This is a genomic window from Neobacillus vireti (assembly GCF_036962465.1).
GTDB classification, from domain to species: Bacteria; Bacillota; Bacilli; order Bacillales; family Cytobacillaceae; genus Neobacillus; species Neobacillus vireti_B.
Genome location: NZ_JBALNF010000044.1, coordinates 41,364 through 67,389, shown reverse-complemented (window position 1 = coordinate 67,389; position 26,026 = coordinate 41,364). Strand labels below are relative to the sequence as shown.

The following is a 26,026-nucleotide window of genomic DNA, read 5'->3' as shown; positions in this document are numbered from 1 at the left end:
CCATAAGGCTCAATTTCATCAGCATGGATTTTCGGGATCAACCCAAAGTGCTTACCTGCTTCTAAAATGCGCTCGGATTGTTCCGGTGTAAAAACCCCTTTTTCACAAAAAACATCGTTAAATTCAGCTAATTTTTCCTGGGCGATCGTCGGCAGCATTTCATCAACTAAATAATCGACAAATTGATCTTCTTTTCCCTTAAACTCAGGAGGCACAGCATGGGCACCCATAAAGGTAGGAACAAGGTCAATCGCATGCTGTTCCTGCAGTACCTTCATCACACGAAGCTGCTTAAGTTCAGTTTCGAGATTCATGCCATATCCACTCTTGCCTTCTACAGTAGTCACTCCATGAACAAGAAACGAATCCAGCCGGCGTTTAGTTTGAAGTACTAATTCTTCTTCCGTTGCTTCCCTAGTCATACGGGTGGTCGCATGAATTCCTCCACCCGCATTCATAATATCCATATAGGTTGCACCTTCAAGGCGCATTTCAAATTCACGCTCGCGGCTTCCTCCGTATACAACATGTGTATGTGGATCTACAAGTCCAGGCGTTACCAAATGATTTGAGGCATCCACAACCTTTGCTGCATTCAATTTTCCCTTATAGCGTTCCTCAATTTCTTTCGTCGTTCCAACCGCCTGGATAAGTCCATCCTCAATCCACAAGCTCCCGTCTTCGATCAAACCAAGCTCTGACATTGCTTCCTTTGAACGGGGACCTTTTATTTCAGAAGCAAGCGTTGCAAGCTGGGCGGCATGTTTAATCCAAATTGGTTTTTTCATTACTGATCATTTCCTTTGTCAAGCATTGGGATTTTAATTCCTTTTTCCCGTGCTGCTTTCTTTGCAAGTTCATATCCTGCATCGGCGTGGCGTACGACACCCATACCCGGATCTGTTGTCAATACACGGTCAATTCGTGCCTCTGCTTCTTTTGTACCATCTGCGACAATTACTACTCCCGCATGTAAGGAATAACCCATTCCAACTCCACCGCCGTGATGGACGGAAACCCAGGTAGCACCACCCACTGCGTTAACCATGGCATTTAATATTGGCCAGTCAGACACAACATCAGATCCATCTTTCATCGCTTCTGTTTCACGGTTTGGTGAAGCAACAGAGCCTGAATCCAAATGATCACGTCCAATAACAATTGGTGCTTTTAGTTCCCCACTCGCTACCATGTCATTCAGTATTTTGCCAAAACGGGCGCGTTCTCCGTAGCCCAGCCAGCAAATACGGGAAGGGAGCCCCTGGAACTGAATTTTCTCCTGAGCCATCCGGATCCAGTTGCACAAATGTTCATTATCGGCAAATTCCCTTAGAATAGCTTGGTCCGTTTTATAAATATCTTCAGGGTCACCTGACAGTGCCACCCAACGGAAAGGTCCTTTCCCTTCACAGAATTGAGGGCGGATATAAGCTGGAACGAATCCAGGGAAGTCAAATGCGTTTTCTACCCCTTCATCTTTGGCAACCTGGCGTATATTATTACCATAGTCAAATGTCACTGCGCCTTTTTCCATCATTTCAAGCATCGCTTTCACATGCACGGCCATAGAAGCCTTCGACATCCTGACATACATTTCAGGGTTTGATTTTCGTAGTTCCGCAGCAGCTTCAAAAGACAAACCTGCAGGTGTGTATCCATTCAACGGGTCGTGCGCTGATGTTTGATCTGTCAGCACATCAGGGATAAAGTTTCGTGCGATCATATCCGGTAAAACTTCAGCTGCATTACCTAATAAGCCAATGGATAATGCCTTTCCTTTTCTTTTTGCGTCTTGAGCCAAACGGATAGCCTCATCCAAAGAATCCGTTTTCACATCGGTATAGCGGGTTTCAATCCGACGGTCAATCCTTGTCCCATCAACATCAATACCGATACAGACTCCACCGTTCATAGTAACTGCAAGCGGCTGAGCTCCACCCATACCGCCAAGGCCCGCGGTTACTGTTATCGTACCTTTTAAAGAACCATTAAAATGCTGTTTTGCAAGCTCCGCAAATGTTTCGTATGTTCCCTGTACAATCCCCTGGGAGCCAATATAAATCCAGCTTCCAGCGGTCATTTGGCCATACATCATTAATCCCTTTTTGTCGAGTTCATGGAATGTATCCCAGTTGGCGTATGCCGGGACAATATTTGAATTTGCAATCAGTACACGTGGTGCTTGGGTATGTGTTTTAAACACCGCCACTGGCTTTCCTGATTGAACAAGTAACGTTTCATCCCCTTCAAGGTCTTTCAATGATTCAACAATTGCATCAAAGCAATCCCAGTTTCGTGCCGCCTTTCCAATCCCGCCGTAAACAACAAGTTCCTCTGGATGCTCCGCTACATCCGGGTCTAAATTGTTCATCAACATTCGTAGTACAGCTTCTTGCTGCCAGCCTTTTGTATTCAATTCTGTCCCTCTATACCGCATAATTTTATTTGATGTATTCGTTTTCATTTCTTTCTACCTCCAAATTATATGATTTTAGTTTAATAGTGAAATCCTTAAATTTTTTATAATAAATGATTGATAATTTTACAATTATTTTCTATTTATTCCCTGCTGAAATCAGCGTCTTGTAATGGAACCATTTTTGATTTCTTTACCACTTTATAGCTCAAATATCCAAATAAAAATAGAGGCAGGCCAATATAAGAAACCAGAATTCCATACCAGTCAACTTTGTCACCGATAAACGCCTGGTAATTGGTACCAAGCATCGCCACTAAACATAGTGCTGTGGCTAGAATTGGGCCTAACGGAAACCATTTTGCAACATATGGAAGTTCTTTAAAATCTCTTCCTTGTGCAATAAATGCCCTTCGGAATCGGTAGTGAGTAACAGAAATACTTAACCAAGAGATATAACCTGCTAAACCAGCAGCATTTAATAACCAGGAATAAACGGTTCCGTCTCCAAAAAGCGAGGTTAGGAAGCAAAGCATTCCTACAAACGTGGTCAAATATAGTGCTCTTACAGGAACACCCCCTTTATTTACTTTTTTCAAGAATGCCGGTGCTTTTCCTTCTTCAGCTAATACCCATAGAACACGTGAACCCACGTATAAACATGAGTTTCCTGCCGATAGAACAGCCGTAAGAATAACAGCATTCATCGCTGCTGCGGCAAATGCCAGGCCGGCATGTTTAAAAACTAGCGTAAATGGACTCATGGCAATGTTATCAAGATCTGAGCTTAATAAATTTGGATCTTTATAGGTAATTAGGCATCCGATCACAAAAATGGCTAAAATATAGAATAAAAGAATTCTCCAGAAGATTTGTTTAATCGCTCTAGGGATATTTTTTTCAGGATTTTCACTTTCACCAGCAGCTACTCCAACCATTTCTGTTCCTTGGAAAGCAAATCCCACTACCATAAAGACACTAAAGATGGATAAAAGGCCTCCTTTGAATGGCGCTTCTCCTTTAGTGAAATTCTCAAATCCACCAGTATGTCCTTTCATAATCCCAAAGATCATCAGTAATCCCAAAACAATAAAAATCAAAATGGTTACAACCTTGATAATGGAAAACCAAAATTCTGACTCACCATAACCTTTTACAGATAAAACATTCAGACTAAAAATAAGAACCAGAAAAGTTGCACTCCAGACAATACCTGGCACAGTAGGAAACCAATATTTCATAATCAAGGAAGAAGCCGATAATTCAAGAGCCAGAATAATGGCATTGTTATACCAATAATTCCAACCAACAGCAAACCCTAAGGCAGGATCAACGAATCTTGAAGTATACGTACTGAAAGAGCCCGAAATTGGTATAAATACAGCCATCTCCGCCAGGCTTGTCATAAGGAAGTAAACCATGACCCCTGCAATAAGATAGGCTGCCAGTGCCCCTCCTGGACCGGCATCATGAATAGTAGTACCACTTGCCAAAAAGAGGCCAGTACCAATCGTTCCACCAATGGCAATCATTGATAGGTGCCTTGTTTTTAATTTTCTTTCTAAATGTTCATGTTGTTCACCTGGTTTCGTTTGTTGATTTTCATTCTTAAGGGCCATATTTTGCATAAAACACCTCTTTTTTTATTTAGTATACTTACCAATAGTAAGACCAATAGGGAACCTCATGAGTAAAGCAATGATTATTAATTAATTAACGTCTTAAAATATTAATTTATTTGTTTTGCTCAGTAAGATTTATTTTACGTTGTCTAATTGCTGGAGTAATTTTTTCAGATCCATTGTTTTAAGGCCTTCAGCTGCTTTTTCAATATCTTTTGAAAAAATACGGTCCTTTTTAATAGTTGGAACAAGTTTTCTTCCGGCATCATAAAGCCTTCTTGTTTGGTTTGCCATTTTTTCAATTCCCCGGTATTCAACCGCCTGCATCGCACAAATCAGCTCTATTGCCAGGACCCTTCTTGTATTCTGAATAATTTGATGTGCATGCCTGGAAGCGATTGTTCCCATACTTACATGGTCCTCTTGGTTCGCTGATGATGGGATGGAATCTACACTTGCTGGATGTGCCAGAGTTTTGTTTTCCGAAACAAGAGATGCGGCTACATATTGCATGATCATAGCACCTGATTGTAAGCCTGGCTCCGGGCTTAAAAATGGTGGTAAATCATTTAATTGCGGATTGATTAACCGTTCAATCCGTCTTTCGGAAATATTGGCCATTTCTGCAACAGCAATTTTCATAAAATCCATCGCAAAAGCGATTGGCTGTCCATGAAAGTTACCGCCGGAAATTACTTTTTCACCATCATTAAAAATTAATGGGTTATCCGTTGCAGCATTCATCTCAATCTCCAATTTTTCTTTTACATAATCCAGGGCTTGCCACGTTGCACCATGAACTTGCGGGATACAGCGAAGGGAATATGCATCCTGAACTCTCAATTCTCCCTGTACCGTCGTCAACAAACTATCGCTTAAGTAAGCGCGGATTCGTGCTGCCGTATCAATTTGCTGTTGATAACCTCGTGCAAGATGAACCTCTTCAGCAAAGGCATCAATAATCCCAGTTAATCCTTCAATCGTCATGGATGAAATTAACTCACTTTGAAACGCAAGTTGTTCTGCCTCGAGATAGCCAACCACGCCCATTGCTGTCATTGCTTGCGTTCCGTTGATAAGAGCAAGCCCTTCTTTTGCTTGAAGTGTTACTGGAAATATCCCTTCTAGTTGAAAGGCCTCAAGTGAGTCCATTCGATTTCCTTTATAAAATACTTCTCCTTCCCCAATTAGCACTAATGCCAAGTGTGAAAGCGGTGCCAAATCTCCGCTTGCTCCAAGGGAACCTTGCTGCGGAATCACGGGGATTATATTCTTGTTTACTAAATCTAATAATCTTTCAATAACAATCGGTCTAATTCCCGAATAACCCTTCAAAAGTGCATTAGCGCGTAAAAGAACCATTGCCTTTGCAACAACCTCCGGGAACGGCTCACCTACTCCGCAAGCATGTGAACGAATTAAATTAAGCTGCAGATCTTGAACATGATTCTTATCAATTAGAACATCGCTGAATTTTCCAAAACCAGTTGTAATTCCATAAACTACTCTTGATTCTGATACGATCCTTTCAACTGCTCTTCGGCTCTTTCCGGCTGCCTCGATACTCTTTTCGCAAGCGGCCACCTTCTGACCTCCGAATAAAACTTCCTTTATTTGAGTTAGGGTTAAACTTTGGCCTGTTAAAGTAATCACGATATCTCTCCTCTACCACTTTAGTATAATAAAGAAAGAGGCTGGATTCCGTTTCTGATTAGAATTGGAGTCCAGCCTCTTTTATTACCATTTTTGAATTTTTGACATTTTCTTTTCGCCACTTCATGTGTTTTCATTCCCATCTTAAAATATTCTATTACTATGATAATTATCATATGTGAGTAAACCATGTTTTGTCAACAAAATATTCTGAATTTTAACACAATAATACTTTAGCACAATAGTAAATGAAAGGCGATAGCAGAATAGATATTTTTCATAGAAAAGAGGAGACTGCACATTACCTGGCAGCCCCCTCTTGTTTAAGCATTTAAGTTTAGTCGTTTTCCTGTAACTAGATAAATGACATTCTCAGCAATATTCGTTGAATGATCGGCGATTCTCTCGACATTTCTACAAACAAATGCTAACTGAATAATTTGGTTGGTTGAATTTAGATTTTGCGGAATATATCCCATTAATTCCTGGATTAACTGGCCAAACATTTGATCCACCTTGTCATCTTTTTTTGCACATGCTTGTGCTAGAGAAACATCCTCGGTGGTAAAAGCTTCAATTGATTCAGAAACCATTTCCAAAGCAATTCCCATCATATTTGGTATATCAATGATCTCCTTAATATGCTTTTCATTACCTATATGAATAGTGGATTTGGCAATATTTACAGCAATATCAGCCAATCTTTCAATTTCTGATGATACCTTTAATGCTGCGCTAATTTTTCTCAAGTCGGTAGCTACAGGTGATTCTCTAGCAATTAATAATAATGCTTTATCATTTATTTCTTGTTCCAATTGATTAATTTCATTATCTCCCATAAGAACAGCCTTTGCCTTATCAAGGTCTTGATTGACTAAAGAGAGCATAGCATCTTTAATCGCCATTTCCGCTTTTTTAGCCATGGATAATAACATTTCATTTAATTGCAGTAAATTATGATCAAAATTAGACCTTGTACTCATTTTGTCCACCCCATCATCCGAATCTTCCAGTAATATACCCTTCCGTACGTGAGTCCGCAGGGTTTGAAAATATTGCAGACGTAGCATCTAATTCAATCAGCTCTCCCATTAAGAAGAAGGCTGTTTTATCTGACACCCTTGATGCCTGCTGCATGTTGTGCGTAACAATGACGATTGTATATTTCTCTTTTAGCTCTAAGATCAATTCTTCTATTTTTAAGGTGGAGATTGGATCTAACGCAGACGTTGGTTCATCCATTAGTAGTACCTCTGGTTTAGTCGCTAAAGCCCTGGCGATACATAATCTTTGCTGCTGCCCACCAGATAACCCTAAAGCAGGTGCGTGTAATCGGTCCTTCACTTCATCCCATAATGCTACGTCCATCAATGATTTTGTAACAATCTCATCAAGATGGACCTTTTTTTTAATCCCATGGATTCTTGGCCCATATGCAATATTATCGTAAATAGACTGTGGAAAGGGATTTCCCTTTTGGAAAACCATGCCCACATGTTTGCGAAGGTCTACAAGATCTACTTTTTCATCGAGGATATTTTTAGCATTTAAGTTAATTTCACCAGTCATTTTGACATTTGGAACCATATTAATCATTAAATTAAGTGTTTTAATAAAGGTGGACTTACCACATCCAGATGGTCCAATTATTGCGGTCACTTCTTTTTTATTAATGGGAAAGTTTATATCTTTTAAGGCATGATGATCCCCGTACCATAAGTTTAAATCTTTTATATCAAATATTTGTCTTGTTAATGTCGAAGTTGCCATGAAGTCGCCCCCTTATCCGAATCTTCCTGAAATATATTCTTCGGTCTTTTTAACGGAAGGATTGGTAAATATCTTTCCAGTAGAATCATATTCAATTAAATCCCCATTTAAAAAGAATGCTGTTTTATCGGAAATACGGGAAGCCTGCTGCATATTATGAGTAACAATAATGATGGAATAATCCTTTTTCAAATCAACGATTAATTCTTCGATCTTTGCATTGGAAATGGGGTCTAATGCTGACGAAGGCTCATCTAGGAGCATAACCGCCGGTTTCATTGCAATCGTCCTAGCTATGCAAAGGCGCTGCTGCTGTCCGCCTGATAATGAAAGTGCAGATTTATTGAGTCGGTCCTTTACTTCATCCCACAGTGCTGCTTTTTCAAGACTTTCCTGGACGAGATCATCAAGCAGGCTTTTTTTCTTAATGCCGCTAAATTTCAATGCATGAGTAATATTTTCATAGATGGATTTAGGAAATGGATTTGGCTTTTGAAATACCATACCAATTTCTTTCCTTAATGCGACCACATTAATTTTTTCGGATAAGATATTTAGGTCTTCATAAAGAATTTCACCTTCAGCCCTTGCCCCAGGAATTAAATCATTCATCCGATTGATGCTGCGTAAAAATGTTGACTTCCCACAGCCGGAAGGCCCAATTAATGCCGTTACGGCATTTTTCTCTATATCCATTGAAATGCCATTTACGGCACGTTTTTCCCCATAAAATATTTCTAAATTATTTACTTTTAAAATATTTTCCATTTGGAACGGGACGGTTGTTTCAAATGTTTGTTCCATCGATTCCTTTTCTAATAAAGTCGTAACCATCCGTTTTCACCTGCCCTTTATTTTGTTGCAGTGATTTTTTTATGAATCATGCTTCCGATCCATCTAGCTAAAAGGTTAAATAGTAAGACTGAAATAACCAGCACGGCTGCAGAACCATTTGAAACTTCTTCCACATCAGGAATTAACCCCTGTGTATTGACCGACCAAATGTGTACAGCGAGTGTTTCTGCAGGACGAAAAATATTTAATGGCGACTGATCAGAAAAGGGATTCCAGTTTGCATAATCAAGTCTTGGTGTCGATAGACCAGCCGTAAATAATAAGGCGGCCGCTTCTCCAAATACCCTTCCTGCTGCAAGAATGGCACCAGTTAAAATTGATGGAAATGCACTTGGTAAAATAACCGTTTTAATGGTGTGCCAATGTGTAATCCCTAAGGCAAGACTTGCCTCTTTTAAATCGCGGGGCACCGCACGAATGGCGTCCTCACTCACCCGCACTAGCACTGGAAGATTAAACACCGTTAATGCCAGGGCACCGCCCAAAATCGTATAACCCCAGCCGGTTAAATTAACGAACATTAATAAACCAAACATCCCAATAACAATCGACGGCAGAGAAGCAAGGACTTCAATACAAGAACGAATTATATCGGTGACCTTTCCCGGCTTTGCATATTCCGCCATATAGATTCCACCACCTACACCAAGTGGAACCGTAATTAACATCGTTATAAACAGAACGTAGAAGGAATTAAATAATTGATCACGAATTCCTCCCCCTGCAAGTACATTACTTGAAGGAGTGGTTAAAAAGTGAAGGGAAACATGTTTTAGTCCATTCGCTAAAATGTAGGAAAATAGTCCAACTAAAATAGAAATAATAATAATGGCAATCGCTACAAAAACTCCTGTGGCTAATCGATCAGCGGTTTTACTATTCATTACAACTTCCTCCTCGATGACAGATAACGGATTAGGAGAATAAAGGCAAACGACATAACTAATAAAATAAGCCCCATCGACCAAAGTGTGTTATTTTCAACACTTCCGTAGGTGGTGTGTCCCATATTTAAGGTAATAATGGTCGTTAAAGTTGCAGAAGCATCCAATAGGCTTGTTGGTATATCACGAACGTTACCGATTACCATTTGGACAGCTAAAGCTTCTCCAAATGCCCTCGCCATACCTAAAACTACGGCAGTCAATAAGGTGGGCAGAGCAGCAGGAATAAGAACCTTGCGGATCGTTTGCCAACGTGTGGCCCCAAGAGCATAGGATCCTTCTCGTAAACTTTTTGGTAATGAACTCATTGCGTCTGTCGCAATGGTAGTAATGGTTGGTAAAATCATGATAGACAACACAATTGTTCCTGATAGCAAACTAAATCCTAAACCGCCAACATGTTCTCTGATAAAAGGAACTAATACGGTAAGGCCGATGAATCCATAAACAACGGATGGAATTCCAACTAAAAGCTCAATGATTGGTTGTAAGATTTTTCGTCCCCATGAAGGTGCAATTTCTGTCATGAATATGGCGCCGCCAATTCCTAATGGTGCCGCAACAATTGCCGATAAAAAAGTAACAGCAAATGATCCGAAGATAAACGGTAATACCCCATACTCTGGATTAGCCTTATCAGTAGGATTCCAGTGTATACTGGTTAAGAACTGAATAAGACTAACACTATTCTTAATAAATGATTGCAGCCCTTTTGTACCAAGGAAGATGGTAATCGAAATGGTGGCAGAAATCATAATCACCGCGCATAAAATCACAAGAATCTTTCCTCGAACTTCTCCATCCATCCGATTTTTTCCGGACTTTAACAATCTTTCCCTAGCAGGTACGGTCTTTTCCATTGCAGCAACACCCCTATATACGTCATAAGCGGGTAAATGATCCACACTTACCCAGTTATTCAATTAACTATCAACTTATAAATCTTTTTTAAGTACCTTCCGCATTACGTTCTACTTTCATCCTTGTTACTGTTTACTCTTACCTATACAAGCATAAATGTTGAGTGTAAACGGAGTTTTAATCATATGTAAAGGTTTTGTAAATCTATGTTTAGATATTGTAAATTTGGAAAGAATAAAAAAACCACCTGTCTTATTTATGACAGGTGGCTATAAAAATATAAATCTATTGTCCAGTTTGTTGCGTATTTTGAGTAGAATCTGCTGTATTTTGGTCTGCTTGCTGTTCAGAACCCGAAACACCATCTGTAATTTGACGTGTTTTCTTCAAGTCAAAATAAGCATCCATAACTCGGCGCCCAATTAAGTTATTTATACTTGGACCACTATTACCTGAATATGCCCAAGGCACAACGACAGCAATGGCAACTTCCGGATTAGTTGATGGTGCAAAGCTAACAAGACTTAAGTTCATTACAGCTGTACCACGTAAAGATTTAACTGAACCATCATAAAAGGCCTGAGCCGTTCCGGTCTTTCCAGCAGGGCTGTATGGTGCACTTCTAAAGGCGCTAGTCGCTGTCCCATCACCAACTTGCATAACCATTCGGAAGCCTTCTTGAACGCGTTTGATCCATGCATCTTTCATATCAATACGATTTAGAACCTTAGGTTCCATTTCTTCAACGATTGGTCCTAACTTATTACTATCCATTACTGGTTCGCGAATTTCTTTGACTATATGAGGCTGGACACGATTACCGCCATTAGCGATCGTCGAAACGTATTGCGCTAACTGCATCGGTGTGTAAGTATCATACTGGCCAATGGCAAAGTCAAGAAGTTTACCCGGAATATTCTCTTGTCCTTGGAAACCGCTCATTTCATTTGGAAGGTCAATTCCTGTTCGTGTTCCGAGGCCAAATTGGCTAAAAGATTGCCGCATCGTATTAAATGTCTTTGCAGTTTCCATATTAAGCGTACCATGCGGAACATACTTTCCATGCGCCATTGCAATAACGGTTTTCCACATATAAACGTTGGAAGAAACTTGTAAGGCTCTTAGATCATTAATAGAACCAAAGGTTTTCCATGATTTCTTTACTGGCGTATTTTTAATCACTAACGGTTCATCTAGTTGGTATGAATTCGGTTTAATCGCACCAGTTTGATATCCAGTTAAAATGGTAGCCCCTTTCACCGCTGACCCTACGTTGTAGGAGCTGGTAAAAGTACCACTAGCATAGTCTTTCATAACCGTCTTCCCATTACTATCCTTACCAATTAGCTTTCCGGCCATCGACAATATTTCACCTGTGTTAGGATTCGTGACAACGACAAAGGCACGATCCATAACACCAGTATTAGGTTTACTTTTAGCAGACCACATTTCTTCTTCAATAATCTTTTCAACCTGCTGTTGAAGCTGCATATCAATCGTTAAGACTAGGTCGTCCCCTCGCTTTCCTTCCGAAACAACCTCGGTCGAAAGGACTTTCCCAGCTTTGTCAGTGACAGTCTTCACTTTTGCCTTCTGGCCATGGAGAACATCTTCATATTTTAATTCTAGATAACTTTTCCCCACGCGGTCATTTCGACTGTAACCGTGAGCGAGATACTTATCTAATTGTTCTTTCGGGATCCCAGCTTCAGAGGAAGTCACATCCCCTAAAATAGATTTCAAAGTTTCACCAAAGGCATACTCACGTTTCCAGTCTGTGGTTGTATCAACGCCAGGCAAATTTTCTAAATTTTCACTGACGCTGGCAAATTCTTCTGCCGTTACATCTTTATTTTTAACAATTTGCGGGGTTAATGCATAACCACTATTGAATTTGCTATAGATGGCAAGTGTCTCAAGGGTCTCACCTTGAATGCTGTTAATTTCCTGATCAGTAACCCGGTCCAGCTGTAATTGATAAATTTCCTTATCATCTAATTTTTTCTGATTATATAAGGCCCATTCTTTTTTGGTAATTTTATTCTTCGCTTCCTTTGGATGTTTCATTATCCAAAAGTCCTTTTTGTCACGGACCGGAACTTTGGAGGTATCCATTGAGATAATTTTTGCTAATTTTGCAGCTGTATTCAGCATTTCCTTTTGTGTCACATTTTGACTTTTAGTATAGGTAATCGCATTTAGCGGACTATTATCTACAATGGTGCTGCCATTACGGTCATACATTTTCCCTCTCGGTACGGGGTTATTCACGGTAATATCTTCAGTTCGTTGAATTTCACGTTTAAAATCATCACCAAAGACAATTTGCAGTTCACCAAGGCGAAGAATAAGAACGGAGAAAAGGATAAATACCACAAAAAACACCATATTTAAACGAAACGGGACATGTGTTTTTTTCTTCTTCTTTTTAAGATTCAAGATCCATATACACTTCCTTTACCCAAAGCTTACATAACTTTCTTTATTTTAAAGGATAATGTCCTATTTATCTATGAATAACCCTTACCAATTTTGTTAAAAATCTTAGACCAAATTCTTTACAAAAAAACGATGAGTATTAAACTCACCGTTTTTATGCTGCAGGTAATTGAACTCGTCGCATGAACAAATAAATTAATAAATGACCTGCACCTAAGAAGAATAACAGAATTGGTATACTTTCCTTTTCATTAAACCAGGTAACTGCTGCAAGAAAAGCCAAAATAGAAATAATCCTGCCGAGATTTAGGTATATTTCCCGGACAACAATATATTCGATCCTCATTTCTGCTGCCTTCCATCCTGACCCAATTACATCATATGTAGTTGAACTATAAGGGACAAACAATAGTGGATACGCTATTGCAATCATCCCTCCATATATTAATAACTTCGCAAAATTCAAATCCCAGATAATTAACATAACCGAAGCATAGAGGATAATCCCACCAATTAAAATGGCTTTTTTTCGAAATTTTTTCTTTATTAATCGTGACGCAAAATAGTAAGCAACAAAGGATATTCCGGAATTAATCAAACCAAATGTGCCTAAAGACATTTCACTTCCGGTTGAAATGTAGACAAAAACAGAGATGACAAATGCAAAGGTCCCCTCTCGTAAGCCCTGAACAAAATGAGCATTTGTAACAAAACGCCAATTTTCATTTTGTTTCCTTTCCTCAATAATTCGTTTAAAGCAGTACCGGCCGGAAGCAGGCCTCGGTTTTAGTGAAAAACTCATAAATACAGCTAGACCGAATAATGCCAGTGACAAACCAAAAACAAACGTATATCCGGTAAACTCTTCAAATCTGGTGATGATAATACCAGCTGCAATTGGGCCAATCATACCGCCTGCAGAGGATAATATCCCTAAAAATCCATTAAAAAAATCCCTGGTGTCTGGTTCGGTAATTTCAAAGGTTAACACATTATAAGCTAACCAATAAAATCCATAACCAATTCCAAGCAGTCCGCCTAATAAAAGTAAATAAGTTGAAGCATTTGTACCGGTAATCAATACAGCTAGATAAAACAATGCTAAAGAAATTACACCAATCCGCAGCACAATCACTCTATCGATTTTTTTCGCCCACCGCCCCGCCAAGATAAACGTTAACGGCTGCAATACGACTATTGAGAGGTTATATAGGGCAATATCCGAATACTGTCCTGTTTGCTTCCAAAGATAAATATTCACAAACGTGTTGGATAGCGCAACACTCAATGAATACAATCCGCCAATGATCAGCAAAAGTGATAAATCCTTCGTTAATTCTACGTCACCCAAAATCTTAAATTTTTTTGCCATAAAAAAAACTCCCCTTTGTCATAAGGGTAGTCTTTATCAAGGATAGGGTTCTTATACAATTTAAGTAAATGAAAAAAAGACAGCTAAATGCTGCCTTTTAAACGCTTCATTACTTCGCTGCGTTATAACGCTTTGAAACTTCATCCCAGTTAACAACATTCCAGAACGAAGAAATGTAATCAGGACGTTTGTTTTGGTATTTTAGATAGTAAGCATGCTCCCAAACATCAAGGCCAAGAATTGGAGTTTTACCTTCCATTAGTGGAGAATCTTGATTTGGTGTACTAGAAACTTCTAATTCACCATTGTTTACAGATAACCAAGCCCAGCCAGAGCCGAAGCGTGTAGTTGCTGCTTTTGCAAACTCTTCTTTAAAGTTATCAAAGCTGCCAAATTTGCTAGTGATTGCATCAGCCAATTCACCAGTTGGGGCACCACCGCCATTTGGAGAAAGGATTTGCCAGAATAAAGAGTGGTTAGCATGACCACCGCCATTATTGCGAACAGCTGTACGTGCAGATTCTGGAACCGCATCCAAATTAGAAATAACTTCCTCAACTGATTTAGAAAGTAATTCTTCATTGCCTGCTAGTGCATTATTTAGATTTGTCACATATGTGTTGTGGTGTCTAGTGTGGTGAATATTCATTGTTTCTTTGTCAATGTGTGGCTCTAGTGCATCTTCTGCATAAGGTAATTTTGGTAATTCAAATGCCATCATTAATTCCTCCTATGTACGTATTATTTTTTTTGGGGCTTTAGGTAAGCTTATAATCATTGCGATTTATAAGAATATTTCTAAAGCTTTACTTAAAAGATACCAAAGTTGGTTTTTCCTTTCAAATAAAATGCTTATACCCAACATAAATACAATTTCCTTTTAACAAATTTTTATACCATTACAAAAGGGTAAATATTAAATGCTAACTATTATTCGAAAAATTGTCATGATTCACCTAACTAGCATCCTGTCAACGATTTTTGTCATACATCGCAAAAACACTTCCAAATCAGCATCAATGACTTATTGACAGGTTGTTATTAAAGGATTTAAATCAATTTGAAGGGGTAAAAAGGAGGGCCAAATATGCAAACCACAAGCATTTCAATATATACTTTAATGGTACAATTTTTCCAAAAAAACGAGCCAGTTCAAAAGGTAAAAGCGGGTACAGTCCTTTTTCACGAAAAAGATCCCGTAGAATATATCTACTTAAATCTAAAAGGAAGTATCGCACTAGGAAGGGTTCATTTACGAGGAAAGGAATTTATTTTAAAAGTTTTGAATGACAAGGAATTAATAGTGGAATATCAACTTTTTAAACCAAATCCTCAATATCAATTTTTCGCCAAGACTCTGTCTGACTGTGAATTACTTGCTATAAAAAAAGAACAATTTGAAGAATTTATATTAACAGACCCTGAAGCAATGATTGCTTTGGTCGAATGGTTAAGCACTTGTTACTTAAAGTCCCAAATGAAGTGTCAGGACTTAATTATGAATGGCAAAAAAGGAGGTTTATATTCCATCCTTATCCGGTTATCCAAAACTTACAGAGTTAAAACGGAAAAGGGTATACTAATTGACTTGCCCTTAACCCATCAGGAACTTGCCAACTTAACCTATGGTACCAGAGAAGTTATCCAACGTGCTTTAAAAGAACTCCGAGAAAAAGACATCATTCTATATGAAAATCAAAAGTTCACGATAAAAAACTTAGCTTATCTAAAAACGGAAGTGGATTGCCAAAACTGTCCGTCCGAAATTTGCGGGATTAATTAACAGTTTAAAGCGTCTATCCTAAGCTAAATCTGTAACACTAAGCCACCTGGTCTCCAAGTGGCTTTTTATAGAACAAGAATAAAAAAATAGCCAACCATTATGACTTGAATAATGGTTTTGGTAATTACACTGCTTATAAACCCAATGACTGAACCGAATCCTACTTTCACACTCTCAGTAAAACCTCTTTTGTTTACTATTAACTCAGCTGCTATAGCCCCAATAAACGGACCAATTAAAATTCCGAATATTGGAATGACAAACGGTCCTGCTAAAATACCAATCGTACTACCCCAGACCCCGGCCTTGGAGCCGCCATACTTTTTAATTCCAATGAGGTTTGCTACATAATCAGCTGCAAATAATAATACAACAAACAAGCCTTGAATAAGCCAAAATAACCAACTAAAAGCCCCAAAAGAAAAGAACACACCGTACAAAATAAATCCTGCAAGCAGAAATAACACACTCGGAATAATCGGGTATACCAGGCCAACAAATGCAACAATAAAAAGAATACTTATGATACTCCAATAAACAATTTCCATCCGTCCCCATCCTTCTTTTTCATCTATACTACGGTTTACCCTCAAAATGGTTTCATTAACCTTTCCATTCTTGTATATATCAATGACACAAGCTACAATAGGATGTGTGTCTGGTTATCATGTTTTATTAAAAGGTGGTTATTATGAATATCTTCAAACAATTTTATAAAAGTATTTATTCTCCAAGGGATATTGCCCTCTTTCGTTTTCAAGGGATTGGCAAAACGATTCTTTATGTATTTTTCTTAACATTCATCTCCATCCTGCCATCTATTATTTATTTCAGTACAGCACTTACAGAGGGGATTGACGCTGCAAAGTCTTTTATAAAAGAGGAAGCTCCTGCTTTCTCCATTAAAAATGGGCAGCTAACAGCAAAGACGAATGTGCCGGTTACAATTAATAAAGACAATTTCACCATTATCATTGACCCTACTGGCGCTATATCGGAAGATGATCTGGCGAATGACGGTAATACGTTCGCTTTATTAAAGAATGGGTTTGCTTTTGTCTCAGCCGGCAGGGTTGATACATATCCATATTCCATGATGGAAGGTATACATATTACAAACAGTGACCTGCTCCATTTTGTTAATACAATTGGCGAAATGAAAGGAATTATTATTCCAGTTGTAGCATTGTTTATTTATTTATTTTCAAGTGCCGCTAGTTTTATTGAGATATCAGTCCTAGCCTTCATAGGTCTAGCACTAAAAGGAAATCGAAAGCTTAATTACCGGCAATTATGGAGAATGGCTGCTTATAGTGAAACATTACCAACCTTATTCTTTACCATTATGACCGCTATTCAAACTGTAGTTCCAATCAGTTTCCTCATTAATTGGTTTGTAGTCATTATTGTGTTATTCCTTGCTATTAAGGAAGTCCCGAAACCGAAAAATGCAAACTAAACGTCCATAAACGGACGTTTTTTTTGGTCTAATTTAATCTGGACAAGCATACGAATGTACAAACATTCTTTCTGGAGGCTTGTCCCATGAAAAAATTATTTGGCATTCTACTATCCATTTTAGTCCTATACGTTATTTATTACGATCTAACAGTCGGCACACTTCCAACCTCCACCCCTAAACCTGTAGACGCAAAAGTCGAGCAAAGCACTCCAGCAAAAACGGATTTACCTTCTTTTGATGCAGAGGTAAAACCAGGTGATACAGTAATTTCTATTGTAGAGCATAAAATCAATAAATCACTTCCTGTATCCATCCCTGACTTAATCGAGGACTTCCAAACATTAAATGGAGGTAAGTCCCCTCAAAAAATTCAAATTGGTTCTACATATCATTTTCCTGATTACTCAAAATAAAGAGGATATATCGAAAATCTTGTCAAAAATAGCACATGGCTGATACAATAAGATGAACCTCCAAGCAGGGCTTTTCAGTCCTTCTGTTTGCGAGAACATTCGAGTGTACTGACCGTTAAGACGGCAATAGATCGAATTTATTCAGATTCGAATCCATATTTGAAGGAGAGCGAATTACACGTGAGTGAAATCATACATCGCACCAAAACCCGGCCCATTAAAGTGGGGAATTTAACCATTGGCGGGAGCAATGAAATTATTATTCAAAGTATGACTACAACGAAAACGCACGATGTGGAGGCGACCGTTGCAGAGATTAAACGCTTGGAAGAAGCAGGCTGTCAAATAGTCCGGGTTGCATGCCCGGATGAAAGGGCCGCAAATGCCATTCCAGAAATCAAGAAAAGAATTAATATTCCTTTAGTCGTCGATATTCATTTTGATTATAAATTAGCACTTAAGGCCATTGAGGGCGGTGCTGATAAAATTCGAATTAACCCAGGGAATATCGGTAAACGTGAAAAGGTTGAAGCAGTTGTAAAAGCAGCTAAAAAACGTGGTATCCCGATTCGAATTGGAGTGAATGCAGGATCTCTAGAAAAGAAAATCCTTGAAAAATATGGATATCCTACAGCGGATGGTATGGTAGAGAGTGCACTTCACCATATTAAAATCCTCGAAGATTTAGATTTCCATGATATTATTGTCTCGATGAAGGCATCTGATGTTAACCTTGCTATTGAAGCTTATGAAAAAGCCGCACGTGCTTTCGATTATCCATTACACTTAGGTATTACTGAATCTGGGACACTATTCTCCGGTACTGTTAAAAGCGCAGCGGGATTAGGTGCGATTATCAGTAAAGGGATAGGAAATACATTACGGATTTCTTTAAGCGCCGACCCTGTGGAAGAAGTGAAGGTTGCACGCGAGCTTTTAAAAGTATTTGGACTTTCTTCTAATGCTGCAACATTAATTTCATGCCCAACCTGTGGAAGAATTGAAATTGACCTGATCAGTATCGCAAATGAAGTTGAAGAATATATTTCCACCATAAAAGCTCCGATTAAAGTATCAGTATTAGGCTGTGCTGTGAATGGTCCGGGCGAAGCTCGTGAAGCGGATATCGGCATTGCGGGTGCCCGTGGTGAGGGCTTATTGTTTAGAAAAGGTGAAATTGTCCGCAAGGTTCCTGAGGCACAAATGGTCGAGGAACTTAAGAAGGAAATTGATCAAGTTGCTGAAGAATATTTCCGCAAAAAGGCAGAAGAAGAACAGTTGTTAAATAAAAATTAACAAAAAGAAACCCGGTATAATTACCGGGTTTCTTTTTGTCTGTCTAGCTCCTATGCAGCAGAACTGTTAAAAGAACGGAAGAATAAAGATACCGACAACAATTGATATGGCTCCAATACCAATTGCCCATGCACCCAGACCTTGTGCACCTCTACTCCTCGCTACAAACCCTAACACAATACCTGCAGCACCAAATAGTATAGGCATTACAAACAGTGATAAAATCGATAACGCTAAGGCAAGGGTACCTATCCCTGTTCCAGCAGCAGCACCAGCTTTTTGTTGCTGTTGCGTATTGTTTTGATTTTTCCTCAGTGTGACAGGAACAGGTGCAGCAATTTCAGCTGCCGATTCTTCCCGGTATTGAGAAGATCTGATCGGAACAGAAGCACCAATCTTAGGAGTATTCTCTGACTTCTTCAAAGAATAAGAAGTGTTAATTGGTGCCGCTACTTCTGAAGCGGTTTCTTCTCTATATGAGGAAGGAGAATTGGGAATATCTTCTCCAATTATTGGTCCTCGAAGAGCTTCTTGCACTTTTGTGTCTCGTTCATCTGCCATCCTAATCCCTCTCTTTCAGTTATAGGAGCATTTATTAGTGTGGACCACCTGACGCTTTTTAGTATGTCAATGTTTGTCTTAAATAGGGATTTATTAGAAATAGCGGAAATGCAACTTTTTAAATTAATCCTTTATTGTTGGCCTGTCTTTGGTAAAATAAAAGGAGAACTTACAACAAACGAGGGTGAAGAATATAATGAAACGATTTGGTATAGATATAGATGGCACCGTAACCTCTCCCACCTCCCTGATTCCTTTTATTAATAAAGCCTTTAACTTAAATATTTTATATGAGGATGTAAATAAGTATGAATTAACCCCGTTTGTTAATGTACCTGAACAGGAATTCGCAAAGTGGTTTACCGAAAATGAACCGATTATTTACGAAGGCTCACCTCCTGCACCTGGTTCCATTGATGCGCTAACAAGATGGAAACACAAACATGAATTATTTTTTATTAGTGCACGAGGACCTCATTTGCTCGATGTAACGGAGGAATGGTTTTTCAAGCATGGACTAACCTTTCACCATATTGAGTTGATAGGTTCTCACGATAAAGTGGAAACCGCCAAGAGGCATAATATTGATCTTTTTTTTGAGGATAAACATGATAATGCGGTAATGATCCATGAGGAATGCCGTATTCCAGTTATTCTCTTCGATACTCCCTATAATCAGGATCCACTGCCAGAAGGGGTTATACGTGTTAAGAATTGGCGTGAGGCTTATCATTGGGTAGAAAACTGGCTAAAGAATCAGAAACCAATACGAAAAAAACAGCTTGTGTAACCCACAAGCTGTTTTTTAACAACAACATTCCGGACAGCGTCCATATATTTCGAATTTATGCCCAGAAATATCATATCCCTTAAGATTTTCCCTTAATCCTTCCATAGGACAGGTATCGATTTCTTTAGTTTTCCCACAATCTAAACAGATAAAATGATGGTGATGATGGTTTCTGGAACAAGTAAACCGGAAATGTTTTTCACCAGATAACTCTGTCATTTCTAAAATTCCCATATCGACAAATAGGGATAGGTTACGGTAAATGGTATCAAAGCTTAAACCTGGATAATCTTCTTTTAATAGGTCGAGCACATCTTTAGCAGTTAAATATTTATCGTTATCTGCAAATAATTGCAGCATATCTTCTCTTTTTCCAGTTTGTTTAAATCCATTTTCCTTTAAGTGCTGTATGGCCTCATTTACATTCACTTAGCTCCTCCTCCTAATCTACTGGTCATTTTTTTATAAAAGATTGCCATTATTAAGATGAGAACCGCGAGCATAACAATCGTACCACCGGGTGCAAGATCCAGGTAATAGGCCGTAAAAAGTCCACCTAAGACAGAGAGTTCACCGAAGAGAACGGATAAGAATATCGTTTGTTTGAACCCCTTGGCGATGCGAATACTTGCCGCAACTGGAAGTGTCATTAAAGAGGAAACCAACAAGATTCCTACAATTCTCATCGATGCAGCAATCACAAGGGCAACCATAACTATAAAGATGAAATGAATACTTTTCGCAGGTATTCCTGAGGCTTTAGCATGTTCCTCATCAAAAGAAAGTAAAAATAGCTCTTTATACAATAAAATAATCACGACTATGACAAGTATACTTATAATCAAGATAACCCATAAATCGGTTCGGCTGACAGCAGAGACACTGCCAAATAAATAACTATACAAATCTGTATTAAATCCATTGGCAAGCGAAATAAAAATAACTCCAAGCCCAATTCCGCCTGACATAATGATTGGAATCGCCAACTCTTGGTATTGCTTATAAACGCCTCTTAGCTTCTCAATAAATAATGAGCCGCCTACAGAAAAAACCATTCCCATATAAAGCGGGTTCAATCCAGCAAGCATCGTAAATTTATTTTCAATAAGCAAGCTTGCTGCGATGCCTGCCAAGGTAACATGACTTAAGGCATCAGCAATTAACGATAACCTTCTGACGACAATAAACACTCCTAACAATGGGGCTAGGATTCCAATCAATATCCCTGTTAAAAACGCGTTTTGTAAAAACTCATAATGAAAAATACCTTCAATCAATTTTTAACGCCTCCATGTTCATGGTTATGGGCTAATACGTGTACATCATGACCATAAACCTTAGACAACCCATTACTGCTAACTTGTTCAAATTCTTCTGTATTACCATGAAAATGCAAATGTTTATTTAAACAAGCAACATGTGTAACCTTATCGGAAATGGTGCCAATATCATGGGTAACCAATAAAAGCGTAATCCCCCTGCTCGTATTTAAGTCGCCTAGCATCTCATAGAACGAATGAACATTTTCCGCATCCACGCCGACGGTGGGCTCATCCAAAATCAAAAGCTTCGGTTCACTTACCAGTGCACGGGCAATAAACACCCTTTGCTGCTGGCCTCCGGACAGTTCCCCAATATTTCGATGACTAAACGCCTTCATCCCCACTGCGTCTAGTGCCTCGGTTACCCTCTGCCTGTGTTCCTTTTTAAAGAAGGTAAATAACCCTAACTTTTTGGTTAATCCGCTTGAAACCACTTCAAAAACAGTAGCCGGAAATCCAGTATTAAAGGAATTGGCCTTTTGCGATACATAACCGATTTTTTGCCAGTCTTTAAATTTAGTTATTTCCTGACCAAATAAGAAGATGTCCCCTCTTTGCAGCTTTAATAAACCTAATATTAATTTCAACAGAGTAGATTTACCTGAACCGTTAGGCCCGACAATTGCCAAAAAGGATCCGTCTGGGACAGTAATCGTAATATCTTCAAGAACACTTTCTTTTTCATAACGGTAAAAAAGATCTTTTATTTCAATAATAGCTTGCATGTTCCACACTCTCACTTTTAATTATCAGAATGATTCCGATTTAACTTCAAGTAGTATACAATAGGACTTCCCAATTGTAAAGGCAAAGGCAAGAAACTTGGTCAATCCAAGCCCCACTATAAATCCATTGTCACACTCTATCCCCATCTTCATACATTAGCATGGAGGAGTGATGAGGGTGAAAATATTTGAAAGCATCATTAATCATAAAATTAACACAATTACAGCAGAAGAGCTTATAAAGTATGCTAATCAGTTTAATATTAATGTTAGTCCCCAACAGGCGAAAAAGATTGCTGAATATTTACGAGGCAAAAATATTAATATTTTTGATACTGCACAGCGCAGCCAATTGGTAAAGCAAATCGCTAAAGCAGCCGGGCCGGAAACTGCAAGAGAAGTAAATAAGCTATTAATTCAGTTTACAAAGCAATAAAAAGCTGTGCCGAAGCACAGCTTTTTCCTTATCCTTGCATAATTTCATCTAGTAAGTTTTCATTAAACGCTTGCTCCCTGAGCATGTTGATTTCAAACTTATAAGGCGGTTTTTTATTATTTTTATCTTCCCCAACGAAAGGAGTCTCCAAAATCTTAGGAACTTCTTGTAATTGAGGATGATGAACAACATAATTTAGGGCTTTAAATCCAATATGACCAAATCCAATATTCTCATGGCGGTCTTTTCTCATCCCCACCGTGTTCTTACTATCATTGATATGAAGGACCTTTAGTTTGTCTAAACCGATAATTTTATCAAATTCATTTAGAACACCATCAAAGTCGTCGACAATATTATATCCGGCATCATGTGTATGACAAGTATCAAAACAAACTGAGAGCTTGTCGTTATAATTGACCCCATCCATAATCATCGCTAGCTCCTCAAATGATTTTCCGCATTCAGAACCTTTTCCAGCCATCGTCTCTAGCGCAATTTGAAGCTGTTCCTTACCCGTTAATACTTCATTTAAGCCCTCGATGATTTTTTTTATGCCAAGCTCAGTTCCCGCCCCGACATGGGCACCCGGATGAAGCACGATTTGTTTCGCTCCAAGTGCCTCTGTTCGTTCAATTTCACTGCGGAGGAATCTTACTCCTAATTCAAACGTATCAGGATTGGTCGTATTTCCAATGTTTATGATATAGGGAGCATGCACGACAATTTCTGTGATCCCGTTCATCTCCATATGTCTTCTTCCTGCTTCAATATTCAGATCTTCAATTTTCTTTCTTCGGGTATTTTGCGGTGCACCCGTATAGATCATAAAAGTGTTAGCACCATAGGATACTGCTTCCGTGCTGGCTGCAAGCAGCATATCTTTGCCACTCATAGATACATGTGAGCCGATTTTCAACATCCCGTTTCTCTCCCTTTAGATGATTATTTCTTTCTCTTCTCTATCTTCCGTTGTCGTTTTTTTATTTTATCCATTTCCCATTGCATTTTCTTTTTATAGCCTGGTTTTACCTTTTGTGGTTTTTTGACAATTGATTTCGCAGTTCGATCTGCCTCATCTTCTTTTCGTACACGGGTTTTCCGTTTATTTCTATCGTCGATTTCTTCAATTCCTTCATTTTTGAAATCAACATGTTTAAATTGAATGCCCATTTTTTCCAACCGGTTTAATGCGTCCTCATCGGAGCTTTCATATATCGTAAGGGCAATTCCAGAATTACCTGCGCGTGCCGTTCTTCCGACCCGATGAATATAAAAATCCAAGTCAGTTGGAAGTTCATAATTGATGACATGACTGACCCCTTCAATATCAATTCCTCTAGATGCAAGGTCGGTCGCGACAATATACTGATACTCCAAGTCCTGTATTTGTTTCATCATTTTTTTTCGTTCACGGGGGTTTAAATCACCATGGACTCGTCCGACTTTTAAACCTTTATCGTTTAAGAAATAGGCAACCTCTTCCGCCATCTTCTTCGTATTGGTAAAAACAATCGCTAGATATGGATTGTAGGCAAGCAGTGCATCATGGACAAGCTGCTTTTTATTGCGATGCCTTGATGGTAACAGATAATGCACTAAATTCTCAGCTGCTTTTCTTTTTGAATCAATCTGAATGGTTTTAGGATTTTCCATATATTTTTTTAAAAATGGTTTTAATTTTTCAGGAATCGTAGCAGAAAAAACCAACATTTGCAGTTTTTCCGGCATTTTTGCAGCAACCTGATCAACATCTTCAATGAATCCCATATCAAGCATCATGTCAGCTTCGTCAACGACAAGGATTTTGGCTGTATGGATGAATAATGCCTGTTCTACCATGAGATCTTTAATCCTGCCCGGGGTGCCAACCACGATTTGCGGCTGAACCTTTAATTTTTCAATTGTCCTTACCTTGTCGGTTCCTCCGATATAGCATCTAGTCATAATTTGGTGTTCAGGACTGCAATGTTCGGTAACTTTCAAAATCTGGTGGTAAATTTGTGAAGCCAGCTCTCTTGTTGGTGCGGTAATGACTGCTTGAACTTCTTGACGGCTTGGATCTATTCCCTGTAGAATCGGCAAAACATAAGCAAATGTTTTACCTGTTCCAGTTTGAGATTGGCCAATCGCACTTTCTCCTTTTAACACTAATGGAGTCATCCGTTCCTGAATTTCTGTAGGCTCCAAAAAACCAAATTGGTTCAATGCTTCTATGATAAATGGCTGAAACTTAAAACGCTCAAATTGATTTGCTTTCATAAAATATGCTCCTTATTCTTTTTAATCTTCTTATGGAGTAGTGTTTCCTCAAGTTTAACTTCCTTCTCTATGTCCATCATGTTATTATAGTAAAATTTCTCCTAAATAACCAGTTAACTTATTTTTTTATTCACAGCTTTTACTAATTAGCCAAATTTTAAAACGAAATTAAGTTTTTTCCTTGTGTGTAAACCTAAACCAAATTTGGATTTATGCATATTTTAAAGTATGAAGTCATGATAGAAAGGAGGTTTTGGAATGCAGCCAAGACCAAGAATGCCCTTTAACGGCGGAATGGGGCAGCAAATGTTCGGTGGCGGTCCCATGATGGGGTCAGGGGGCACACCTTCTTTTGGTAGAAATCCGATGATGAGGCCGCAAGCAAGACCTTTTGGCGGAGGAAACTCAATGATGGGAGCGAGAATGGGGTCCGGATCCGGTCAAATGGGCAGAGCCGGAGGGGGAATACTCTCGAAAATTCTCGGAAGAGGGACACAAGCAGGTGCACCAAGCGGACTTATGGGAGGAATGGGAAGGGCCGCAGGAAGTGGAAGCGGCGGTTTACTTCAATCCTTAAGCAATCCTGGGGGATTAACAGGGATTTTAAATAATACCCAGCAAGTGTTAAAAACAGCACAAACAATTGGACCGATGATCCAACAATATGGCCCTATGGTTAAGAATATACCTGCCATGTGGAAGCTATATCGTGGCATTAAGAATGCTACTAAGGACAGTGAGTCATCCACCAAGAAATCAAAGGCAGAATCAGTCAGGGAGGAATCCTCAAGCAGCGAAAGTTCGGAATCCGGACAATCTAAACAATCGGCGAACCAAAAAGGCAGCCAAAAGTCACGTTCTCATCAATCCCAAAAAGGAAGTTCAATCCCGAAAATGTATATTTAATACATTCGAATGCTGAAACCCAGCATTCTTTTTTTTTGGCTGTGTTAAAGGATGTAGTTGATTTTTAGCACGTTGATTGGAGCGGAAGGCGGCGAAGACTCCTGCGGGAGTACGGGGCTGGAGAGACCCCACAGGCGC

General features: G+C 39.0%; 25 protein-coding genes and 1 pseudogene. 7 read left to right on the top strand and 19 right to left on the bottom strand.

All coding sequences use genetic code 11. The features are described 5' to 3' along the window. From V7077_RS18880 to V7077_RS18825, 12 genes and pseudogenes are all read right to left on the bottom strand, one after another. Positions 1 to 788: pseudogene (locus V7077_RS18880) on the bottom strand (imidazolonepropionase); the annotation flags it as partial. After that, positions 788 to 2,464, bottom strand: a complete 1,677-nt coding sequence (gene hutU, locus V7077_RS18875) for a urocanate hydratase (RefSeq protein WP_335504740.1) — start codon at positions 2,462 to 2,464, stop codon at positions 788 to 790. The gene hutU and the pseudogene V7077_RS18880, both read right to left, overlap by 1 nt. 95 nt (positions 2,465 to 2,559) lie before the next feature. Then, the gene (locus V7077_RS18870) at positions 2,560 to 4,044 is read right to left on the bottom strand and encodes an amino acid permease (RefSeq protein WP_420489675.1); all 1,485 of its coding nucleotides are present in this window, start codon (positions 4,042 to 4,044) and stop codon (positions 2,560 to 2,562) included. Between the two features lie 129 nt (positions 4,045 to 4,173). Further along, positions 4,174 to 5,691, bottom strand: coding sequence for a histidine ammonia-lyase (hutH, locus tag V7077_RS18865; protein ID WP_335504738.1), 1,518 nt, complete (start codon positions 5,689 to 5,691; stop codon positions 4,174 to 4,176). A 323-nt stretch (positions 5,692 to 6,014) separates the two neighbouring features. Beyond that, entirely contained in the window at positions 6,015 to 6,674 is a 660-nt protein-coding gene (phoU, locus tag V7077_RS18860) for a phosphate signaling complex protein PhoU (protein ID WP_335504736.1), read from the bottom strand. A 13-nt stretch (positions 6,675 to 6,687) separates the two neighbouring features. Next, positions 6,688 to 7,461, bottom strand: a complete 774-nt coding sequence (gene pstB, locus V7077_RS18855; protein WP_335504733.1) for a phosphate ABC transporter ATP-binding protein PstB — start codon at positions 7,459 to 7,461, stop codon at positions 6,688 to 6,690. 12 nt (positions 7,462 to 7,473) lie between these two features. After that, positions 7,474 to 8,295: a phosphate ABC transporter ATP-binding protein PstB gene (gene pstB / locus V7077_RS18850; protein ID WP_420489674.1), complete on the bottom strand. Its 822-nt coding sequence runs from the start codon at positions 8,293 to 8,295 to the stop codon at positions 7,474 to 7,476. Positions 8,296 to 8,312: 17 nt separating this feature from the next. Continuing rightward, positions 8,313 to 9,200, bottom strand: a complete 888-nt coding sequence (gene pstA / locus V7077_RS18845; protein ID WP_335504730.1) for a phosphate ABC transporter permease PstA — start codon at positions 9,198 to 9,200, stop codon at positions 8,313 to 8,315. After that, positions 9,200 to 10,120, bottom strand: a complete 921-nt coding sequence (pstC, locus tag V7077_RS18840; protein WP_335504728.1) for a phosphate ABC transporter permease subunit PstC — start codon at positions 10,118 to 10,120, stop codon at positions 9,200 to 9,202. The genes pstA and pstC overlap by 1 nt, the downstream gene beginning before the upstream one ends. A 286-nt stretch (positions 10,121 to 10,406) precedes the next feature. Continuing rightward, entirely contained in the window at positions 10,407 to 12,509 is a 2,103-nt protein-coding gene (locus tag V7077_RS18835; protein WP_335504744.1) for a peptidoglycan D,D-transpeptidase FtsI family protein, read from the bottom strand. Between the two features lie 205 nt (positions 12,510 to 12,714). After that, complete coding sequence (locus tag V7077_RS18830) at positions 12,715 to 13,932, bottom strand: MFS transporter (RefSeq protein ID WP_335504726.1); 1,218 nt, start codon at positions 13,930 to 13,932, stop codon at positions 12,715 to 12,717. Positions 13,933 to 14,041: 109 nt separating this feature from the next. Next, positions 14,042 to 14,650, bottom strand: coding sequence for a superoxide dismutase (locus V7077_RS18825; RefSeq protein WP_335504724.1), 609 nt, complete (start codon positions 14,648 to 14,650; stop codon positions 14,042 to 14,044). 369 nt (positions 14,651 to 15,019) lie between these two features. Here V7077_RS18825 and V7077_RS18820 point away from each other — a divergent pair, with 369 nt between their 5' ends. Further along, positions 15,020 to 15,715: a Crp/Fnr family transcriptional regulator gene (locus V7077_RS18820; RefSeq protein WP_335504723.1), complete on the top strand. Its 696-nt coding sequence runs from the start codon at positions 15,020 to 15,022 to the stop codon at positions 15,713 to 15,715. Between the two features lie 65 nt (positions 15,716 to 15,780). On the opposite strand, the gene V7077_RS18815 is transcribed toward V7077_RS18820, so the two are convergent. Next, on the bottom strand, positions 15,781 to 16,263 hold the full coding sequence (locus V7077_RS18815; protein WP_235740455.1) for a DUF456 domain-containing protein: 483 nt from the start codon (positions 16,261 to 16,263) through the stop codon (positions 15,781 to 15,783). Positions 16,264 to 16,406: 143 nt separating this feature from the next. Here V7077_RS18815 and V7077_RS18810 point away from each other — a divergent pair, with 143 nt between their 5' ends. The 3 genes from V7077_RS18810 to ispG all read left to right on the top strand — a co-directional run bounded on the left by V7077_RS18810 (position 16,407) and on the right by ispG (position 18,886). After that, positions 16,407 to 17,174: a DUF1189 domain-containing protein gene (locus V7077_RS18810; RefSeq protein WP_335504719.1), complete on the top strand. Its 768-nt coding sequence runs from the start codon at positions 16,407 to 16,409 to the stop codon at positions 17,172 to 17,174. Between the two features lie 86 nt (positions 17,175 to 17,260). Then, positions 17,261 to 17,590, top strand: coding sequence for a hypothetical protein (locus V7077_RS18805; protein ID WP_335504717.1), 330 nt, complete (start codon positions 17,261 to 17,263; stop codon positions 17,588 to 17,590). A 180-nt stretch (positions 17,591 to 17,770) separates the two neighbouring features. Then, a complete protein-coding gene (ispG, locus tag V7077_RS18800; RefSeq protein ID WP_335504714.1) occupies positions 17,771 to 18,886 on the top strand; it encodes a flavodoxin-dependent (E)-4-hydroxy-3-methylbut-2-enyl-diphosphate synthase in 1,116 nt (371 codons plus the stop codon). Positions 18,887 to 18,952: 66 nt separating this feature from the next. Here ispG and V7077_RS18795 read toward each other — a convergent pair whose 3' ends face one another. After that, positions 18,953 to 19,309 (bottom strand): DUF4190 domain-containing protein, encoded by a 357-nt coding sequence (locus V7077_RS18795; protein WP_420489677.1) that lies wholly within the window; start codon positions 19,307 to 19,309, stop codon positions 18,953 to 18,955. 331 nt (positions 19,310 to 19,640) lie between these two features. Between V7077_RS18795 and V7077_RS18790 the strand changes: the two genes are divergently transcribed. Next, entirely contained in the window at positions 19,641 to 20,237 is a 597-nt protein-coding gene (locus tag V7077_RS18790) for a 5' nucleotidase, NT5C type (RefSeq protein ID WP_335504742.1), read from the top strand. A gap of 15 nt (positions 20,238 to 20,252) precedes the next feature. On the opposite strand, the gene V7077_RS18785 is transcribed toward V7077_RS18790, so the two are convergent. From V7077_RS18785 to V7077_RS18775, 3 genes are read right to left on the bottom strand one after another with little or no spacing between them, the layout of a single operon-like run. Continuing rightward, positions 20,253 to 20,666: a Fur family transcriptional regulator gene (locus V7077_RS18785; RefSeq protein ID WP_335504710.1), complete on the bottom strand. Its 414-nt coding sequence runs from the start codon at positions 20,664 to 20,666 to the stop codon at positions 20,253 to 20,255. Continuing rightward, positions 20,663 to 21,514 carry a metal ABC transporter permease gene (locus V7077_RS18780; RefSeq protein ID WP_335504708.1) on the bottom strand — a complete coding sequence of 284 codons (852 nt, stop codon included), beginning with the start codon at positions 21,512 to 21,514 and terminating at the stop codon, positions 20,663 to 20,665. The genes V7077_RS18785 and V7077_RS18780 overlap by 4 nt, the downstream gene beginning before the upstream one ends. Beyond that, positions 21,511 to 22,284: a metal ABC transporter ATP-binding protein gene (locus V7077_RS18775; RefSeq protein ID WP_335504706.1), complete on the bottom strand. Its 774-nt coding sequence runs from the start codon at positions 22,282 to 22,284 to the stop codon at positions 21,511 to 21,513. Before V7077_RS18775 ends, V7077_RS18780 begins: the two co-directional genes overlap by 4 nt. Before the next feature lie 178 nt (positions 22,285 to 22,462). Between V7077_RS18775 and V7077_RS18770 the strand changes: the two genes are divergently transcribed. Beyond that, positions 22,463 to 22,720, top strand: a complete 258-nt coding sequence (locus V7077_RS18770; RefSeq protein WP_335504705.1) for a DUF2624 domain-containing protein — start codon at positions 22,463 to 22,465, stop codon at positions 22,718 to 22,720. A gap of 28 nt (positions 22,721 to 22,748) precedes the next feature. Here the strand turns inward: V7077_RS18770 and V7077_RS18765 are convergent, their stop codons facing one another. Beyond that, entirely contained in the window at positions 22,749 to 23,642 is an 894-nt protein-coding gene (locus tag V7077_RS18765; RefSeq protein WP_335504703.1) for a deoxyribonuclease IV, read from the bottom strand. A gap of 23 nt (positions 23,643 to 23,665) precedes the next feature. Next, positions 23,666 to 24,982, bottom strand: coding sequence for a DEAD/DEAH box helicase (locus V7077_RS18760; RefSeq protein WP_335504701.1), 1,317 nt, complete (start codon positions 24,980 to 24,982; stop codon positions 23,666 to 23,668). Between the two features lie 258 nt (positions 24,983 to 25,240). Here V7077_RS18760 and vrrA point away from each other — a divergent pair, with 258 nt between their 5' ends. Then, positions 25,241 to 25,888, top strand: coding sequence for a VrrA/YqfQ family protein (gene vrrA / locus V7077_RS18755; RefSeq protein WP_335504700.1), 648 nt, complete (start codon positions 25,241 to 25,243; stop codon positions 25,886 to 25,888). The last annotated feature ends 138 nt before the right edge of the window (positions 25,889 to 26,026 follow it).

Excerpts from the sequence above, each read along its gene's own strand:
- hutU (WP_335504740.1), bottom strand. The coding sequence starts at position 2,464 with ATGAAAACGAATACATCAAATAAAATTATGCGGTATAGAGGGACAGAA.
- V7077_RS18870 (WP_420489675.1), bottom strand. The coding sequence starts at position 4,044 with ATGCAAAATATGGCCCTTAAGAATGAAAATCAACAAACGAAACCAGGT.
- phoU (WP_335504736.1), bottom strand. The coding sequence starts at position 6,674 with ATGAGTACAAGGTCTAATTTTGATCATAATTTACTGCAATTAAATGAA.
- pstB (WP_335504733.1), bottom strand. The coding sequence starts at position 7,461 with ATGGCAACTTCGACATTAACAAGACAAATATTTGATATAAAAGATTTA.
- pstB (WP_420489674.1), bottom strand. The coding sequence starts at position 8,295 with ATGGTTACGACTTTATTAGAAAAGGAATCGATGGAACAAACATTTGAA.
- pstA (WP_335504730.1), bottom strand. The coding sequence starts at position 9,200 with ATGAATAGTAAAACCGCTGATCGATTAGCCACAGGAGTTTTTGTAGCG.
- pstC (WP_335504728.1), bottom strand. The coding sequence starts at position 10,120 with ATGGAAAAGACCGTACCTGCTAGGGAAAGATTGTTAAAGTCCGGAAAA.
- V7077_RS18835 (WP_335504744.1), bottom strand. The coding sequence starts at position 12,509 with ATGGTGTTTTTTGTGGTATTTATCCTTTTCTCCGTTCTTATTCTTCGC.
- V7077_RS18830 (WP_335504726.1), bottom strand. The coding sequence starts at position 13,932 with ATGGCAAAAAAATTTAAGATTTTGGGTGACGTAGAATTAACGAAGGAT.
- V7077_RS18825 (WP_335504724.1), bottom strand. The coding sequence starts at position 14,650 with ATGGCATTTGAATTACCAAAATTACCTTATGCAGAAGATGCACTAGAG.
- V7077_RS18820 (WP_335504723.1), top strand. The coding sequence starts at position 15,020 with ATGCAAACCACAAGCATTTCAATATATACTTTAATGGTACAATTTTTC.
- V7077_RS18815 (WP_235740455.1), bottom strand. The coding sequence starts at position 16,263 with ATGGAAATTGTTTATTGGAGTATCATAAGTATTCTTTTTATTGTTGCA.
- V7077_RS18810 (WP_335504719.1), top strand. The coding sequence starts at position 16,407 with ATGAATATCTTCAAACAATTTTATAAAAGTATTTATTCTCCAAGGGAT.
- V7077_RS18805 (WP_335504717.1), top strand. The coding sequence starts at position 17,261 with ATGAAAAAATTATTTGGCATTCTACTATCCATTTTAGTCCTATACGTT.
- V7077_RS18775 (WP_335504706.1), bottom strand. The coding sequence starts at position 22,284 with ATGCAAGCTATTATTGAAATAAAAGATCTTTTTTACCGTTATGAAAAA.
- V7077_RS18765 (WP_335504703.1), bottom strand. The coding sequence starts at position 23,642 with ATGTTGAAAATCGGCTCACATGTATCTATGAGTGGCAAAGATATGCTG.
- V7077_RS18760 (WP_335504701.1), bottom strand. The coding sequence starts at position 24,982 with ATGAAAGCAAATCAATTTGAGCGTTTTAAGTTTCAGCCATTTATCATA.
- vrrA (WP_335504700.1), top strand. The coding sequence starts at position 25,241 with ATGCAGCCAAGACCAAGAATGCCCTTTAACGGCGGAATGGGGCAGCAA.